Genomic DNA, 17,483 nt, shown 5'->3' with positions numbered 1-17,483 from the left:
GAGGTAAAAATCATGACGGATGTAGGAGTAGTTATGCCTTTGTATACCCAAAAACCGGAATTCCTCCGGCAAGCTCTGGAGTCTGTTCTGCGCCAAACCTTCACCGAATTTCGACTGATCATTGTAATTGATGGTGCGCCAGATATGGAACCGCTTGTGAGATCAATAATTGCCGAGGATCCAAGGGTAACTATTATCTCTTATGCACAGAACAGGGGGATTGCACATGCGCTGAATACGGGCTTTGATCTTTTATTTAGCGAACCCAGTATTCAGTATTTGAGCTGGGTCTCCAGCGATAATGTTTATGAACCCCGTTTTCTCGAAATCCTTCGAGGGGCACTAGTGAAGGGACCGCAGGAGCTAGGAATCGTGTACAGTTCTTTTCAAAGTATAGATAACGAGGGAAACCTACTTCATAACGAGCATCAGCTAGCTACTCAGCGAAATTACCAGTCACAGCCCAAAGAGAGATTGCTGGATTACTCGCTTATTGGTGTTTCTTTCATGTACAAATCGCAGGTTGCGAAGCTTGTTGGGGGGTACGGAATGGAGCCGGTGGAGGATTATGATTACTGGCTGAGACTTGCTGAACATTGTGATATTCGCTTTATCCCCGTGGAGCTGGTGAATTATCGTGTGGACTCTACCTTTAGTGTATCTGCACAGTTACATTCCACTGAAAATCATCGGAGATGGAGATATACGTACCATTTGACCCGCCATCAGGCGCGATTCCGTAGAGGGATTCGTCCTATGATTACCGTTTTATATCCTGTAGTAAATGCTGGTGCGGAGGAAATAGCGAGGATAGAGAATTTGTATGAACAGACGTATAGCAATTATGAGTGTCGGGTGCTGGATTTATCACTTACGGGTCAACCATCTGTTCTAATAGGTTCAATCCCTCATCCTGCAACAGAGTTTGTTTACATGCCAGGAGTTGTGGAGTCGCACGCGATTTGTGGAACGCTAGAGCACTTGGCCACTCCCTACACGATAGTTTTAGGTCCCAAGATTTTCATTGGAGCACTCGATATTGAATACATGCTGGAGGCTTTGATTACTACCGGTGGAGACACGATCTCCAATTATTATACAGATGATCATAGCTTGATTGGATTCCGGCATAGACATGTCCCATCGACTAAAAATCACTACTATAATGAGCTGTTTCGAAGCACAGACTTGTATGATTTGTTGAAGATCTATTTTTCCTAAAATAATATGTGAATGAGTGATCGTAATGAAGATTTTGTTCACCTTCTTCAACCCGAGCGGCGGCATGCAGACCCTGAACCGAGTGCGCTGCCAAGCATTACATGATCGCGGTGTAGAGTGTCATTTGTTGTACACACACCCTGGAAAAGGGCAGCAAAATATCCCTAATATTCAAACCTATATTACCAATAATGATGACGAGATCAGGGGACTGCTCACTCGGGAAGCTTTTGACTTGATTGTAGTGTGTACGGATATTTACTTAGCGGAGAGGTTTAGAGGGTTTGGTTACAAGGGGCCGCTTGTTTTTGAGGTGCAGGGATTGGGGACCTTAGATGAAGCGGAGCAAGTTATTAGTAATTTTAATGAGCGGATTCACAAGCTAACCGATGCACTGCTCTATCCAGAAACCACTCATTTGCAGACGCTTTTTAAAGGTGGATTTCCATCTGTTCCTCAATATTGCTTTGACAATCCGATCGATTGCGATCAGTTTGGATATACCAATTATCCCGCAAAAAGCTTTCCCATCCTCGGCTGGGTGGGACGAATTCAAACGAATAAGAACTGGATAGAATTTCTACAAATCGGACAACGGCTGCTGGCGATCCATTCCGAGCTTTATTTATGGATTTTTCAGGACGATACTTTGTTTGAGCCGGAGCAAAAAGAGAGCTTCGAACAATTTGTAGCCGAGACAGGGATTTCCTCACGTTTGATTTCGCATTCCAATGTTCCTCACGGGCAAATGGCAGATTATATGAGCATTATTGGTGACTCGGGTGGACTGCTATGTTCAACCTCTATTCTCGAGGGGTTTGGGTACGCAGTAGCCGAGGCGATGTTGTGTCGTTGTCCTGTTCTTACTACGGATTCGGATGGCATTCGGAGACTTGTCATTAATAATCATACTGGAAAAATATACACAAGAGGGCAGCTGGATGAAGCTGTGAATGCTGCTTTATCTTTAATGCATGATCCAGCACTGCGGGACAGAATTAGGATGAATGGCGAATGGCATATCCGAAACAATCTTTCCTCCGGGCTGTATGCGGATAGATTTCTCCAGATGTCTCATCAATTGATGAGACGCCGGTCTAAGATCGAGCGTCGATGGTCTTAACTCTGCGGTTATGCCGCAGGGTTAAGATGTTTTTTTTTAATATAAGAATTTATATGCTTACGTTATAAATTATCCTTCTATTTCTGCGCCTCTTCAATTAATTCCTTTGCATCATTCCTAACATTTCCGACAGCCATGGAAACTGGATAGGCTCGCATTAGTTGTTGATCATACGGTTTCAGGAGCTTTATTAGAGAGGTAGTGTCCTGATTGCCCCGATCCAGCCACTCTGTCTCATCCTCAGGCTTCAAAATAACCGGCATGCGATTATGGATTTCAGCCATAAGCTCGTTCGGAGTAGTCGTTATAATCGTGCAGGTACTTAGTTTATTACCCTCAGGGTCCATCCAAATATCATATAATCCGGCCATAGAGAAAATACCTCCATCGCGCATCACGATCCGCATGGGTTGTTTGCTGCTGCCCTGTACCTTCCATTCGTAGAAGCCGTCAGATGGGATGATGCAGCGGCGTGAGCTTACTAAGCGCTTGAAAGAAGGTTTCTCCAGCAGCGATTCTTCTCGGGCATTGATCATTTTATTGCCGATTTTGTCATCCTTTGCCCATGAAGGAACCAGGCCCCAACGCAGTTCCCCGAGCTTATTGCTGGAACCTGTATTAATGACTGCCGGAATTTGCTGCATGGGCGCGGCGTTATATTTAGGGGCATAGTGGATAATGGTTGAATCATTCGCAAAATATCTGACCATCAACTCTTCCATAGTGACGGTTATTGTATAGCGTCCGCACATTATTTACACTCCCCAGTCAGTAGATTAGAAGTTCACTCCGTTTACAGCTTAATTTCATCATGTTATGCTCGGAATATTTCTTATTATAAACGAAGCGGAATGAATGAAGAAAGAGGTGCTCATTGGTGATTTTGGTAAGCTCTTGTCTAGCTGGCATGAAGGTGAGATATAATGGTACGGATTGTTTGGATGAGAAAATTCAGAAGCTTTTGAATGATAATCAAGCGATTGCTGTGTGTCCAGAGTTGCTGGGAGGATTCTCAACGCCTAGAGAACCAGCCGAAATCATTGGTGGGAATGGCGAGGATGTGCTGGCAGGGACGGCTAAAGTAGTGGATCGATCAGGTACAGATGTTACAGATATGTATTTAAAGGGTGCTTATATCACGCTTGCAAAAGCCCAAGAGGTATCAGCTACGATGGTAGTGCTTAAAGAAAACAGTCCTTCTTGCGGCAGCAGTATGATTTATAATGGGGAATTCAAAGGGAAGAAAATAGCCGGAAATGGCGTTACTACAGCTTTACTTAGAAAAAATGGCATTGAGGTAACCTCTGAAGAGAACTGGCTACTATAATCCTAGCTTCATAGGGAAATGATTACAATATTGTGTTCTTTCGCTTGTGGAAAACTCACTTCTCGCGCGGTATAATTTAATAGTTCCAAGTATAAACGCCTTCGGCGTCCTTTTTAGGACGGTTAGCGTTTAAGCGAGAAATATAAGGATAATGTATAATGTGAAACTTATACCTTCTTATATTTTTAGAAGAACTAGTTTCCTATACTCTAGAAGCGGAGAAATGAATATGAAATCCATCTATTTGGACCACGCCGCATCAACCCCGGTTCATCCCGAGGTGGCTAAGGTCATGCTGAATATAATGACAGAACAATACGGAAATGCATCGAGTGTACATCAGTTCGGGCGTTCAGCTAAAAGAATATTGAACGGGGCGCGCGATAATATCGCCGCCTTTTTGGGCTGTTCACCTGACGAGTGGGTGTTCACTGGAGGCGGCACCGAGAGCGACAATTTAGCGCTCTATGGAGCAGCAGCTGCAGTTTCCCATAAAGGAAAACATATTATCACCACCCAGATCGAGCATCATGCAGTGTTACATACCTGCGAAGAGCTAGAAGAGAAGGAAGGCTTCAAAGTTACCTATCTCCCTGTGGATTCAACGGGCAGGGTATCTGTTACAGACGTAGAGGCTGCATTGCAAGAAGACACGGTGTTGATCAGCGTAATGTATGCCAATAATGAAGTCGGCACCGTTCAGCCTATCCAGGAGATTGGTCAGCTTGCTAGAGAACGGGGAATTCTGTTCCATGTAGATGCTGTACAAGCTCTAGGTGCACTCCCTATTACACTCCGAGAGCTTCCAGTAGATTACATGAGCTTTACTGCTCATAAGATCAATGGGCCTCAAGGGATCGGTGGTTTATACGTTCGAAGCGGAGCGCCACTGCATCCAAGACTTCATGGCGGCCTTCAGGAGCGCGGCAGACGTGCCGGAACAGAGAATCTAGCCGGAGCAGCTGGGTTTGCCAAAGCCGTTGAAATAGCGGTTAAGGGGCTGTCAGAACGTCAACAGAATATGAAGCTCCTACGCGGTAGACTGCTCGAGGAGCTGGATACTCTGATTGGACGGGAGCGTTACTCGCTTAACGGTAATACCGAGGAGTTTTTGCCTAGTATTCTGAATTTGAGCTTCCCAGGGGCTGGGACAGATGTTATGCTGATGAACCTGGATATGGAGGGGATTGCGGCAGCAAGTGGTTCGGCTTGCACCTCAGGATCCTTGGAAATATCTCATGTTCTGAAAGCAATGGGACTTCCCCAAAATATTTTAGAGTCTGCGATTCGATTTAGTATCGGTTTGGGTAATACTACTGAAGAAATCGAGTACGTTGCTCGAAAAGTTGAAACCATTTTGAATCGCCTACGTAAATGAGACTAGTTACTCTAGGTTTCGATCTGTATCGAGGCGATTCGGGCTTTTGGCTTTCTGAGAACTCGTAAGTACACTCAAAGTGAGGGGACCGAGGCAGCCATGAGACTACAAGATCTGATCGGCTTGGCTGTATTTGAAGTTGAAGAGGGGAATGAAATTGGCAAGATTGTCGATATCCTACTCGATTCAAACTGGAATATTACGGGTATTGAACTGGAAAGCAAATCTTTTTTTGGTGGCCATGTGAAATTTGTGGCATGGAAAGATATTGTGGCCTACGGCGAGGATGCTGTCATGATTCGTAGTAAAGAGTCGATTGATAAGACAGATGCCGATCATATACCTTGTACTTTTCTATTAGGAAAGAACAAACTTAAGGATTTGAAAGTACTGACTACAACTGGAACTATACTTGGACGAATATCGGATGTTTATTTTGACCAAAAGTTGGGAAACACAATAGGAGCGCTGGAAATCAGTGACGGGCTTGTGACTGATTTGATCGAAGGCCGCAAATGGCTGCCTTGTTCTGATGAGATGTCCATTGGTGAGAATGCTCTAATGGTTCCTGCAATGAGCGAAGAACGGCTACAAAAAGCCATTAATATTGTTAACGGATAGGTGGAATGTATTATATGAAGTGTCCAAACTGTAACTCCAAAGATATCGGAAAGATTGGTTCCCACCAGTTCTATTGCTGGGGCTGTTTCATTGAATTGACGGTAAACGGCGAGAAAATGTCGGTGTATCAAGTTGAAGAAGATGGCACACTCAGCTCGCTGGACGATCTCTTCTCCGGGGATGATATGACTCAGGATTTCCCTCAAATTCATGCGTCGTCTTAACTATGAATCTTGCTTTGTAAGCAAGAATGATCTATGTACTTAAAGCGTCAATCTCCTTTCAGTTGAAATCAGCTGCAGGGTTATTGGCGCTTTTTTTGGGTTCCCCGCAAAGTACCTGATTCAGCATCGAAGCAAAAGCCTCACTTTGTGGGGTTATTTTGGGGGTTCCCCGCAAAGCATCGAAGCAAAGGCCTCACTTTGTGGGGTTATTTTGTGTGCTTGATGGTTATTTTGCTGCGGCCATACATATACTTATTTACGAAGCTAGTCCAGGCTACAGTCGCAGGAGGGGTACACTCATGGAGCAATGGTCCCAAAGTAAGTGGTTCCGCTGGATGATCGGAGTGCTGCTCTCCCTGATCATTTTGTATTTTGTTTGGTTGCTTCGTCCGATGCTGCAGGGGATATTTGTATTTTTGAAGGCAATCCTCGCTCCATTTCTGGCAGCTATGATTATTTCCTACGTATTGAATCCCGTCGTTAGTATGCTGGCCGGACGGAAGATGCCGCGTAGTGTAGCTGTTCTACTAATATATGCAGTATTCCTAACGGCGATTGCAGTGATCGCAATTAACCTTATCCCGATGTTTATCGAGCAGCTTGAAGAGTTGAATGAACATTTGCCAGAGATGACGCTGCAAGCCCAAGGGCTGATGCGACATATGAATTCTAGACTAATCCCGCCCGGGGTCGAGATGGGGATGAACAACTGGTTTTTCCAATTGGAAAGTCGTCTCGCCGAAGGGATTTCTAATTTTCTCGATAATATAGGGACAACGATTAATGTGCTGTTCAATGCTTTCATCGTACCGTTTCTAGTGTTCTATATTCTGAAGGATTTTGATGTGTTTGAGCGGACGGTGGTGTCTTGTCTGCCCCGCGCACGCCGTAAGTCTATTGTAACTTTGTTAAAAGATATCGATGATGCACTCGGCAACTACATTCGTGGACAGTTTCTGGTCTGCATTATTATAGGTGTGCTTGCTTATATCGGTTATGCCATCATCGGAATGCCGTATGCTTTACTGTTTGCGAGTGTTGTGGCAGTGTTCAATATTGTTCCGTATATGGGTCCCTTTTTGGGGGCTGCACCAGCCATTGTAATGGCTTCGACTGTTTCTTTTCGTTTAGTGCTGTTGGTTGCAGTGGTTAACACAGTGTGCCAAATCGTGGAAAGTAACATTATTTCACCACAGGTGGTGGGAAAGAAGCTGCATTTGCATCCGCTGCTCATTATTTTTGCGCTTCTGGTTGGCGGTGAATTGGCGGGAATGATCGGACTTATCCTTGCTGTACCGTTCTTCGCAGCTGCAAAAGTCGTTATTCAACACTTTATGACGTATTTAATCAAACGAAAGCCCGTGTAAATAGGGTAAAACATTGACTATAGACAACAGTTTTGTATATAATGTTGGGGAATATTACTGATGAACAGTCGGTATATATAGTTGATCGATGATGAGGAGTATTAATTCTATACCGTTATTGCAGAGAGCCGGCACTAAGGTGCGAGCCGGTTAACGGAACGGAGTGAACTCACCTCGGAGTAACGGCGCAAGTTTCAGGATATCCACTAGACATAATGGATGCCCTAGGTGAACCGCCGTCGCCTCACCCCCGCTAAAGGGTGCAAAGTGAGTGGCAGAATAAAGTATATTCAGCCGCTAACTAGGGTGGTACCACGGGAATTATAACCTCTCGTCCCTAGCGATAATACGCTAGGGATGGGAGGTTTTTTTGTAAATATAAGAGGGTATAGGTTTCACGAAATACTTCATGTCTTATATTTCTCGCATAAACGCTTGTCGTCCTTATAAGGATGCCGATGGCGTTTATGCTTGGTTAAGAAATCTAAGTAGTAATACTCCAAGGAGGAGCAGACAATGAGCGACAATCAAACAAACAGTATACCTGCCGACGGTTACCGGGCGCAGGCTATTGAGCCCAAGTGGCAAAAGTTCTGGGATGAGAACAAAAGTTTTAAGACAGGTGAAGATCCAACCAAACCGAATTTCTATGCACTGGATATGTTCCCGTACCCTTCAGGTGCAGGACTGCACGTAGGTCATCCAGAAGGCTACACAGCAACGGACATCGTATCCCGTTACAAACGGATGCGTGGTTTTAACGTGCTGCACCCAATGGGCTGGGATGCTTTTGGACTTCCTGCAGAGCAGTATGCAATGGATACAGGTCAGCATCCACGTGATTTCACAGATAAGAACATCGATAATTTCCGTCGTCAGATCAAATCGCTGGGTTTCTCCTACGACTGGGATCGCGAGATCAGCACTACAGATCCAGATTATTACAAATGGACGCAGTGGATTTTCATCCAGTTGTACAACAAAGGCTTGGCTTATGTAGCAGAAGTACCTGTTAACTGGTGCGAGGCACTGGGTACAGTACTTGCCAACGAAGAAGTTATTGATGGTAAAAGTGAGCGCGGAGGACATCCGGTTGTCCGCAAACCGATGCGTCAGTGGATTCTGAGAATTACTGAATATGCTGAGCGTCTGCTTGAAGATCTGGAAGAGCTGGATTGGTCTGAAAGCATTAAGGATATGCAGCGCAACTGGATCGGCAAATCCACAGGTGCAGAAGTGAACTTTGAAATTGAAGGTCACGATGCTAGCCTGACCGTGTTTACAACACGTCCAGATACATTGTTCGGAGCTAGCTACTGTGTATTAGCACCAGAGCATGAACTGGTTGATGCCATTACAACAGAAGCACAACGTGCAGCGATTGCAGAATATCGTGTGAAAGCTTCTCATAAGAGCGATCTGGAACGTACAGATTTGGCTAAAGAGAAGAGCGGTGTATTCACGGGTGCGTATGCAATCAATCCTGTGAATGGCGCCAAGGCACCGATCTGGATTGCAGATTATGTACTTGCCGGATATGGAACGGGTGCGATCATGGCGGTTCCAGGTCACGATACTCGCGACTGGGAATTTGCTAAACAATTCGGCCTGAATATCGTGGAAGTCGTACAAGGTGGCAACGTTGAAGAAGAGGCGTATTCCGGAGACGGACCGCATGTCAATTCTGATTTCTTGAATGGACTTAAGAATGAAGAAGCGATTGCGAAGATGATTGCTTGGCTTGAAGAGAAGGGCGTAGGTAAAGGTAAAGTAACCTATCGTCTGCGTGATTGGCTGTTCAGCCGTCAACGCTACTGGGGAGAGCCGATTCCAATTCTGCATTTGGAAGACGGAACAATGAAGACTGTTCCGGTTGATCAGCTGCCGCTGGTACTGCCTGATGTAGATGCGATCAAACCATCGGGTACTGGGGAGTCTCCACTTGCGAATGTAACAGAGTGGGTGGAAACGATCGATCCTGAGACTGGTATGAAGGCTCGCCGTGAGACCAACACCATGCCGCAATGGGCGGGCAGCTGCTGGTACTACCTGCGTTATATTGATCCGAAAAACGATCAAGAGCTGTGCTCCCCTGAGAAGCAAAAAGCATGGCTTCCAGTGGATCTGTACATTGGCGGAGCGGAGCATGCCGTACTTCACTTGCTCTATGCACGTTTCTGGCACAAGGTGCTTTATGATATTGGCGTAGTGGAAACGAAAGAACCGTTCCATAAGCTGGTTAACCAAGGCATGATTCTTGGAAATAATAATGAAAAAATGAGTAAATCACGCGGAAATGTCATCAACCCAGATGAAATTGTTGAAGCTTTCGGTGCGGATACACTGCGTGTCTATGAAATGTTTATGGGCCCTCTGGAAGCAACCAAACCTTGGAATGAAAAGGGTGTTGAAGGGGTTCACCGGTTCTTGTCCCGTGTATGGCGCCTGTTCGTGAATGAGGAAGGTAAGCTCAATTCTAAAATCACAGCAGATGGCGGTACGGAAGAGTTCAAACGTACTTGGCACAAAACGATTAAGAAAGTCACTGAGGATTTCGAACATCTGCGTTTCAATACGGCGATTAGCCAGTTGATGATTTTCATTAACGATGCCTACAAGCAAGAAACCTTGTCCCATGAAGCTGCCGAACACTTTGTGCAAATGTTGTCACCACTGGCGCCGCATATTGCTGAAGAGCTGTGGCAACTGCTTGGTCATGAAGGAAGCATCAGCTACGTGGCTTGGCCAGCTTATGATGAAGCATGGACAGTCGATGCTGAGGTTGAAATCGTTATTCAAGTTAATGGTAAAATCGTACAACGCGCCCTGATTCCGCTGGATATGGGTCAGGAAGAAATGCAAGCTCATGCGCTGTCACTTCCTAATGTGAGTGCAGCTGTAGAAGGTAAAACCGTACGCAAGATTATTGCGGTTCCTGGCAAGCTTGTAAATATTGTAGTGGGTTAAGCGAAGAACGCAATTCTGCCCGCAGCATCGGAGAAATCCGTGCTGCGGGCTTTGTTGTTCTAACGTTCTTTAGGACCCTGATTAATAGTGTCGTGTCTGAATAGCTCATCAAGCTTAATAACATCCTCATCATATTTATCATGCGTTGTCGTGATGAGGCGTTCAAATACACCATCTAGACTGGTACGTAAGTGGTTTAACGCTTCTGCGGTAATGCCACCGCGAACAGCGACCCGTTCTTGAAGCTCTTGCGGGGTAAACTCCCCTTCTGTCAGTAATTTGCCTGTTCCAAGCAGCATTTCACCAGCGAGTCGGCTGATTAATGTCTCTTCAATTCCAGTGGCCTCAACGGCTGCTTCTATCCAGCGCTCAATGAAATAGCTTAAGAACGCAGGTCCACAGCTGGAGAAATCAGAAGCGATTCGGGTATGTGCTTCTTGGATTTCTAAGGGAACACCTATGAAAGACAATAGCTGTAACAGTACAAGCCTGTCTTCTTTATTAAGCCTGCTGCCAAATATGCACAGTGAAGTCCCACTCTTGACGCAGTGCGTAATGCTTGGGATGATCTTGGCAATTTTGGACGGCAAAGCGGATTCCAGATGATGCAATTGAACTGGACTAGTAATGGATACGACAATTTGCTCACTCCGGAGACATGAGCCGATCTCATCTGTTAATGTTTTAAATTCAAGTGGCTTTACGCATAAAAAAACGATATCACTTCCTAACGCTGTCTCCCTATTGCTTCCGCAAATGGAAATGCCGGGGTGACGCTTCTCAAGCTCCAGCAGCTTATTCAGGCTGCGGTTGCTGGCAAGCACATCACACGGTTCTAGCGCTCCGGAAGAAAGAAAGGCGTCGATCAGCAGGCTGCCCATGCTGCCTGTTCCGATAAATCCTACTTTCACCTGTGGTTCCTCCTTTCTAGCATTGCTTTTTACTAACTGACATGAATTCTCTTCGTTATATGTATGCAGGATAGCCTTGGACAAATGACAGGTTTTGTATGAATTATTAAAGGGAATTCCAATTAAAGGAATGTATGAAGATTCACAAAAAAGTATAGGACGAATTTTCGTGAGGGGGAGCGCATTTTGAATAAAGGGAGTGTAGTGCTCGGAGTGGCTGTAGCTTTACTGGGTAGTGGATTGTTATGGGCTGCTGGGAGTAAGGGGGATTCCGGCATTTCCGGATGGGAAACCTTGAATGCAAGCATGGAACAAGCGATTGGAGTCGCTGAGCCAGACGAAGCTTCGGCTACAGAGGGCAAAGTGGGAGGCCAGCAGACGAAGGTAGATAAGCAAAGTGCTGGGAAAGTTACAGTGGGAGCCGAAGCTATTGGGAAGACTGATGCTTCTGGGAAAACAGATAGTGCTGGAAAGGCTGAAGTTAGTGATAAGTCTGATCCTGCTCAGAAGGTGAAGGATACTGCACAAGTAGAACATACTGTCCCGACTCCAGTAGATGAAAAAGCGACAACAGTTACTGGAGAGAATGCTTTGGAGGCGCTTGAGGTTACCACGTCAGTCGCTTCACAGGAAGGTAAAATAAATGTGAACACTGCGGGTGCTAAGGAGCTGATGGATCTCCCGGGCATCGGAGAGAAGAAGGCCCAGACTATAATCGAGTATCGCAACCGTGAAGGGGCTTTTCGTAGTCTGTCAGATTTGGGGAAGGTGAAGGGGATCGGGCCCAAAATGCTGGAAAAGCTAAAGCCTTTAGTAATATTTTGAAGATAAAAGGGTATTGAAGGTACTGTTGAATGTGCTACAACCGTTGTCCTAGTGAATACTTGCGGGGATGTGCTACAATAGTTAACAACTATTTAGAAGGATATGGAGATTAATTATGACTGCTGCTTATCGTAAAGACTGGGATACTTACTTCATGGACATTGCCTGCATGGTCTCAACTCGTTCACGCTGTAATCGCCGACATGTGGGTGCTGTGCTGGTACAAGGCAAGAAGTTGCTAGGAACAGCGTACAACGGGGCGCCAATGGGCGTACCTGATTGTTCAGAGGCAGGCTGTATGCTCTCGGAGCAATATGAAATGGAAATCGTGGATGGCGTAGAGACAATGGTGAAGAAACAGCGCTGTATTCGCACGATTCATGCGGAACAGAATCTTTTGCTATTTACAGACCGAATCGATCGGGAAGGCAGTACCGTCTATGTGACAGATGAGCCTTGCTGGACCTGCGCCAATATGCTGGCGAACAGTGGTATCGTGGAAATCGTGTATTACCGACCTTACCGTAAGGATATGGAAAAGGTTGAAGCGATGATGGCTGCCAAGGGTATCATATTTCGTCAATTGGAGAACTATGAGCCGCCAAGTGAAACGATGATCAAAGTGTCAGAGTAGCTGATCTGTACAACACTAATTTAATAAGATGGCTTGAGGAAGAACCTCTCGTGCGCTCTTGTAGCGCATGTAGAGGTTCTTTTTTTGTATTCAGTATTGATAAAGGGGGGAAGGAAACGTGAAGGAAAGACCTTTATTAAGCTTTACAGTATGTTGGGTGGCTGGAAGCGCAGCGGGTTGCTTAAGCTCAGGGAACGGACTGCTGTTAGCATGGGCTGGATTAATACTTTTATTGGTGAGTCTGAGGGTGTGGGGAACAGTAAGTTGGAAATACATAGCCGTGTTGTGTTTATCCATTTCTTTAGCGGCTGGATTTTGGGAGTGGAACGAAGCTCGCAATATTAGCGGAATGCCTGAAGCGCTGGGTAGCACGATTGCAGAGCTGAATGGGAGCGCCGTGGAAGCTAGAGGCACGATCATTTCCGTCGTGGAACGGGATGGGGATCGGGTTGATTTTATAATGAAGCTCTTATATATGAACCTGCTTGCAGAAGGGGATGAAAAAGCATCTGATCCTGTGGAAGAGCAGGGTGAAAAGGTGGAGGGTGAGTTAATAGCGGTGCAGATCAAACTTCTGGCTGAGCAAGAAATTGCTGTCGCTGCGGAGTGGCGAAGAGGGGATGAGGTGCTGCTTAATGGCGTGCTGGAAGAGCCGGCAGTAGCGCGTAATTTTGGAGGCTTCGATTATCGTGCTTATTTACATACGAAGAAGATTCATTGGCTATTGAAGGGGCTGGGAGCGGAAAATATAAGGGTAACCGTGCCAGATTCATGGAGTGCGTTAACGATTTTTCGCTTAAATGACAGCGCGCGAACGGCCCTTGGGGCGGAGCTGGACCATCTTTTTCAAGGACGCCACTCTGGGTACATGAAGGGCTTAATCATTGGGATGCAGGATGATCTCGATCCGGATACCTTTCAGCAGTTCTCCCAGCTCGGTTTGACGCATATTCTCGCTATTTCAGGTATGCATGTAGCGGTGTATGTAGGCGTTCTTTTATTTCTGTTCAGACGCTTACGCTTGACAATAGAGACCGCACTAACGCTCACTTTCATACTCGTTCCGGTATACGTCCTCTTGTCTGGTGCGGGTCCGTCCATTGTGCGTGCGGGGCTGATGAGTATGATTGCCTTGCTCGCTGCAAGAGTTGGAATGTTGAAGGATGGACTGAATATTTTGGCGGCATCGGCACTGGTTATGTTGATCTGGAATCCTTATATGCTGCTCAGTGTCAGCTTCCAGTTGTCTTTTCTGGTGACCTTGGGTTTGATGGTATACGTTCCGCTTATGAATCCTCTTTTGAGCATACTGCCACGCTGGCTTAAAGGTGCGGTCTCGGTGACGTTAGTGGCCCAATTAGTTTCTTTCCCGCTCACGATTTATTATTTTAATCAGTTTTCGCTACTGTCCTTTGTCGCCAATTTGGTCTTTGTACCTTTTATTACCTTTGTAGTATTGCCGCTAGGGACGCTTGCGCTACTGCTTGGACGACTGTGGGAAGATGCTGCAAAAGTACTGGCACATGTTACGGAGCTGTTGAATAACTTTACTTTTTACGCTGTGGAGTGGATCAATGAATTTACTGGTGGAGTACTGATTTGGGGCTCGCCTTCACTGCTGTGGATCGGGGTGTACTATGTTTTGTTGTATGGTCTGCTGTATGTTGCCAAGCTAGGAAAGGAAGCTCGTTCTGCACCGCAATATATGGAGGATGAGACGAGACCTTTAGCGGAGGCTGGTTTATCTATGAACAGTCACGGTGGGTTTGGGAGAGAGGGGAATGCACAGATTGCTGTTGGTGCTTCTAAGGTTGGACGCTGGAGCGGAGCGATTGTTCTACTATTGGCAGTTGGACTGGGGATGTTGCTGTATAGGGGTTATCAGTCGGATGGTCAAGCAGGTAGAGGTACAATTAGTTATCTGGATATCGGACAAGGCGACAGCATTCTCATCACTACACCGAGCGGAGCACATATTCTAGTGGACGGTGGTGGAACCTTAAACTTTGGTCAAAAAGAAGAGTGGCGCGTTCGCCGAAGTCCGTTCGAGGTTGGCGCTAAAGTGCTGGTGCCTCTGCTGAAAAAACGTGGTATCCAGCGTTTAGATGCGATTATTTTGACACATGGAGATCAGGATCATGCCGGAGGACTCCAAGCCGTGTTGGAAGAGATTCCGGTTTCGGCATTGCTTTTTAATGGGACATTAGTTGATCGCGAGTTTTATATGGGGATGATGAGGACTGCACTAGAGAGGGATGTTCAGCTGTACGCTGTGCATCAAGGAATGACCGTTTCCCCGGATGACAAGACAGAGCTGTTCTTTTTGTGGCCGGAGGGAAGGGGTGGAGAAGTGTCAGGTACTCCTTATCAGAATGGCATTCCTCTACTGGAAGAGCAGAACCACGATTCCGTAGCTTTTCGCTTCGAGATGAATGGTAGGAACTTTCTGTTCACCGGAGATATGGATTTGGAAGCTGAAGAGGAGATTATAGAGCAGGCTAAGCAAAAGGGCATCAGCGCTGGACCTGCTATAGATGTGCTGAAGGTAGCTCACCATGGGAGTAAGACATCCACTGGTGAAGCTTGGCTTGACTTCTGGCAGCCTGCAGCAGCGGTGATTTCTGCGGGTGTCAATAATCTGTATGGTCACCCGAAATCTGAGGTGTTGGAGCGATTGGAAGATCACCATGCATCTATATTCCGGACGGATCAGCAGGGGGAGATACAGATGCGGGTGCGGGCGGAGGGGGTTGAAGTGCGATATAAGTTGGTGGAGGCATTGCAATTTGTGCAATAGAACGCAATCCAAGATAGCTGGATCTTCATTCTACTGTACTTTGTACACTCAAAATGAAGGAAAAGCCTAATTCTCTGAATTTTAATAGTATCTATTGCATGAAGTGCAACAGAATCTTTCTATGGAGTTGGAAAATCAAGTTCTATTGCACGAAATGCAATAGAAAGCTATTTACAGATAAATTCAGCTCTCCCCAATCGGACACGTGAGCACCACTGATGACGTTTAAGCGTTCATCGGTGGTGCTTTTTAATATACAGATATAGAGATTATGCTGTTAAGTAATATATAACCTAATTATTTATTTTAAAGGGAACTTTTTCAAGTTTGGAAAGTCTTATTAGGCAAGGGGTGAGACGAAACATGCTAAGCGAAGATATGCCATATGCAGAAGCGTATGCGTCCGAGATGACCTTGCGGGAAATGATGGAGGAGTATGGATCGGATGTGTGGAATTATGCTTTTTTCTTAACTAGAAGCCGTGAGCAAGCGAATGATATTAGCCAAGAAGTGTTCTTGAAGGCATATAAAAATGTGGGGAAGTACCGGGGACAATCGTCGATGAAAACTTGGCTACTTACGATTACTAGAAATACAGCCTTTAGCTGGAGCAAAAATAGCTTTTGGCGCAGATTCATACCATTTGGGGATCAACCTGCCACTGTAACTGCTCTGTCTGCAGAAAGAGAAGCGCTAGGCAATCAGTATGCGAACCGAATCTGGGAAATTATTATGAACCTACCAGATAAGAACAGAGAGGTGCTTGTACTGGATATTCAGCATGGGCTATCGATCAGCGAAATGTCCGATTTACTGAATGTACCACAAGGGACTGTGAAATCTCGGCTCGCGCGCGCGAGGGAGAAGGTTAAGCAAGCCATCCAGAAGGAGGAGAGAGAATGAAAGGCAAAGCTGATAATAGTAATCCAGTGATGATCGGACAGACTGATTGGTATACACAAGCAGGCAAAAGGCCTTTTATTGAAGATGGCTTTACACCTGAGCTGATGATTCAGATCGAACAGGCTGCTACGCTTAAAAATAAAAATCACAGACGTTATCGAATAAACAAAAGTGTGCTACTGACCAGTGTGGCTATGATTTTGTTGATAGGTGCACTTAACTTGCCTATAGGCGCATGGAAGAGTCATGGTCCAGTCCAATCTTCATCGGTGCAGTCACAAGCTGCAGGGATACTACCTTCTTCTACTCCTGCTACTAATGACAAAGCGTTAGAGCCTCCGACAAGTCCAGCAGAGTTTGAGATTAGCGGTAAGAAATATTACATGCCTTTGCCAATGAGCAGAGATAAGAGCAAAGCATATGCCGTTGAGACAACAGCGGGAATCCTTTGGTCGCCGCCGCCCCCGATGGTTGACTACAAGAAGCCAAAGTACACACATCCTACAGAACCGTTCACCCTTTACCTGAGCTCGAAGGACCAGACGGAGCTATCGGCTTCTTCGGCTACTAGGATATATACTTTTCCTCTTTATGCGGGAGGGGCAAGTACCTATCAATATTTGAGTGGGGTTTTTGGAGCAGGAGATTATGTCCTGTTAACTTCCTATAAAAAGACTCTTGGTGTAGGTATGTATGAGGATGGTAAGTTTTCGATACTTAATGTTAAAAAAGCAGCGGCAGGGGAAGCTGTGGTTCCGATCGCGCTTAAATCCTTTGACAATACACTTTTAGAATACAAGTCAATCATTGCTATTGATAAGGAACATGAGCAGCTCGTAATTAGTTACTTAGAATATGCAGGGGATAAAAAGTACAAAGAGAAAACCGTGCTTTATGATATGGAGACCATGAGCATTCCAACGCCTGCTATAGCAATTGGTTTTAAAGAGATTAAGGGAGAAACTTTAATCATGGATTATAAAGTGGGTGGGGAACAACGTAAAGCGAATATTCTTATGAAAGGTGGACTAGGGTGGATAGATGAAGATTGGGCATTTTTATCAGAAGAGCAACGAAATGAGCTGTATCAGGAATTTATGAGTCAGACTCCTTAGTAGATAATTCACCCAATAAAAGCTATACTTTTGATAAAGTATTTTCTTTTGAGAAGAGTGGAGCCGAAGC

The 17,483-nt window shown here is 45.6% G+C and carries 15 protein-coding genes; 13 read left to right on the top strand and 2 right to left on the bottom strand.

Annotated elements, in window-relative coordinates:
* The first annotated feature begins 12 nt into the window (after window positions 1-12).
* Window positions 13-1,221 (top strand): glycosyltransferase, encoded by a 1,209-nt coding sequence (locus tag MKY99_RS23705; protein ID WP_339266665.1) that lies wholly within the window; start codon window positions 13-15, stop codon window positions 1,219-1,221.
* A gap of 25 nt (window positions 1,222-1,246) precedes the next feature.
* Window positions 1,247-2,344, top strand: a complete 1,098-nt coding sequence (locus MKY99_RS23700; protein ID WP_339266663.1) for a glycosyltransferase family 4 protein — start codon at window positions 1,247-1,249, stop codon at window positions 2,342-2,344.
* A 77-nt stretch (window positions 2,345-2,421) separates the two neighbouring features.
* Here MKY99_RS23700 and MKY99_RS23695 read toward each other — a convergent pair whose 3' ends face one another.
* Window positions 2,422-3,096 (bottom strand): SOS response-associated peptidase, encoded by a 675-nt coding sequence (locus tag MKY99_RS23695; protein WP_339266661.1) that lies wholly within the window; start codon window positions 3,094-3,096, stop codon window positions 2,422-2,424.
* A 125-nt stretch (window positions 3,097-3,221) separates the two neighbouring features.
* Between MKY99_RS23695 and MKY99_RS23690 the strand changes: the two genes are divergently transcribed.
* From MKY99_RS23690 to leuS, 6 genes are all read left to right on the top strand, one after another.
* A complete protein-coding gene (locus tag MKY99_RS23690) occupies window positions 3,222-3,671 on the top strand; it encodes a DUF523 domain-containing protein (RefSeq protein ID WP_076299720.1) in 450 nt (149 codons plus the stop codon).
* A gap of 229 nt (window positions 3,672-3,900) precedes the next feature.
* On the top strand, window positions 3,901-5,049 hold the full coding sequence (locus tag MKY99_RS23685) for a cysteine desulfurase family protein (RefSeq protein WP_339266658.1): 1,149 nt from the start codon (window positions 3,901-3,903) through the stop codon (window positions 5,047-5,049).
* Window positions 5,050-5,148: 99 nt separating this feature from the next.
* Window positions 5,149-5,670, top strand: coding sequence for a PRC-barrel domain-containing protein (locus MKY99_RS23680; protein ID WP_042191050.1), 522 nt, complete (start codon window positions 5,149-5,151; stop codon window positions 5,668-5,670).
* Between the two features lie 14 nt (window positions 5,671-5,684).
* Window positions 5,685-5,894 (top strand): hypothetical protein, encoded by a 210-nt coding sequence (locus MKY99_RS23675; protein WP_036677557.1) that lies wholly within the window; start codon window positions 5,685-5,687, stop codon window positions 5,892-5,894.
* A gap of 299 nt (window positions 5,895-6,193) precedes the next feature.
* On the top strand, window positions 6,194-7,261 hold the full coding sequence (locus MKY99_RS23670; protein WP_042191048.1) for an AI-2E family transporter: 1,068 nt from the start codon (window positions 6,194-6,196) through the stop codon (window positions 7,259-7,261).
* A gap of 516 nt (window positions 7,262-7,777) precedes the next feature.
* Entirely contained in the window at window positions 7,778-10,228 is a 2,451-nt protein-coding gene (leuS, locus tag MKY99_RS23665; protein ID WP_339266655.1) for a leucine--tRNA ligase, read from the top strand.
* 59 nt (window positions 10,229-10,287) lie between these two features.
* Here leuS and comER read toward each other — a convergent pair whose 3' ends face one another.
* Window positions 10,288-11,139, bottom strand: coding sequence for a late competence protein ComER (gene comER, locus MKY99_RS23660; protein ID WP_339266653.1), 852 nt, complete (start codon window positions 11,137-11,139; stop codon window positions 10,288-10,290).
* A gap of 186 nt (window positions 11,140-11,325) precedes the next feature.
* Between comER and MKY99_RS23655 the strand changes: the two genes are divergently transcribed.
* The 5 genes from MKY99_RS23655 (at window position 11,326) to MKY99_RS23635 (ending at window position 17,413) form a co-directional block, all read left to right on the top strand.
* Complete coding sequence (locus tag MKY99_RS23655) at window positions 11,326-11,964, top strand: helix-hairpin-helix domain-containing protein (RefSeq protein WP_339266651.1); 639 nt, start codon at window positions 11,326-11,328, stop codon at window positions 11,962-11,964.
* A 115-nt stretch (window positions 11,965-12,079) separates the two neighbouring features.
* Window positions 12,080-12,598, top strand: a complete 519-nt coding sequence (locus MKY99_RS23650) for a dCMP deaminase family protein (protein ID WP_042191041.1) — start codon at window positions 12,080-12,082, stop codon at window positions 12,596-12,598.
* Window positions 12,599-12,716: 118 nt separating this feature from the next.
* Window positions 12,717-15,395, top strand: coding sequence for a ComEC/Rec2 family competence protein (locus MKY99_RS23645; RefSeq protein ID WP_339266649.1), 2,679 nt, complete (start codon window positions 12,717-12,719; stop codon window positions 15,393-15,395).
* Between the two features lie 363 nt (window positions 15,396-15,758).
* Window positions 15,759-16,298, top strand: a complete 540-nt coding sequence (locus MKY99_RS23640) for an RNA polymerase sigma factor (RefSeq protein WP_339266647.1) — start codon at window positions 15,759-15,761, stop codon at window positions 16,296-16,298.
* Complete coding sequence (locus MKY99_RS23635) at window positions 16,295-17,413, top strand: hypothetical protein (protein ID WP_339266645.1); 1,119 nt, start codon at window positions 16,295-16,297, stop codon at window positions 17,411-17,413. The genes MKY99_RS23640 and MKY99_RS23635 overlap by 4 nt, the downstream gene beginning before the upstream one ends.
* The last annotated feature ends 70 nt before the right edge of the window (window positions 17,414-17,483 follow it).

The organism is Paenibacillus sp. FSL R5-0470 (assembly GCF_037975205.1).
Taxonomy (GTDB): Bacteria; Bacillota; Bacilli; order Paenibacillales; family Paenibacillaceae; genus Paenibacillus_AQ.
This window is presented reverse-complemented; position numbering and strand designations above follow the sequence as displayed.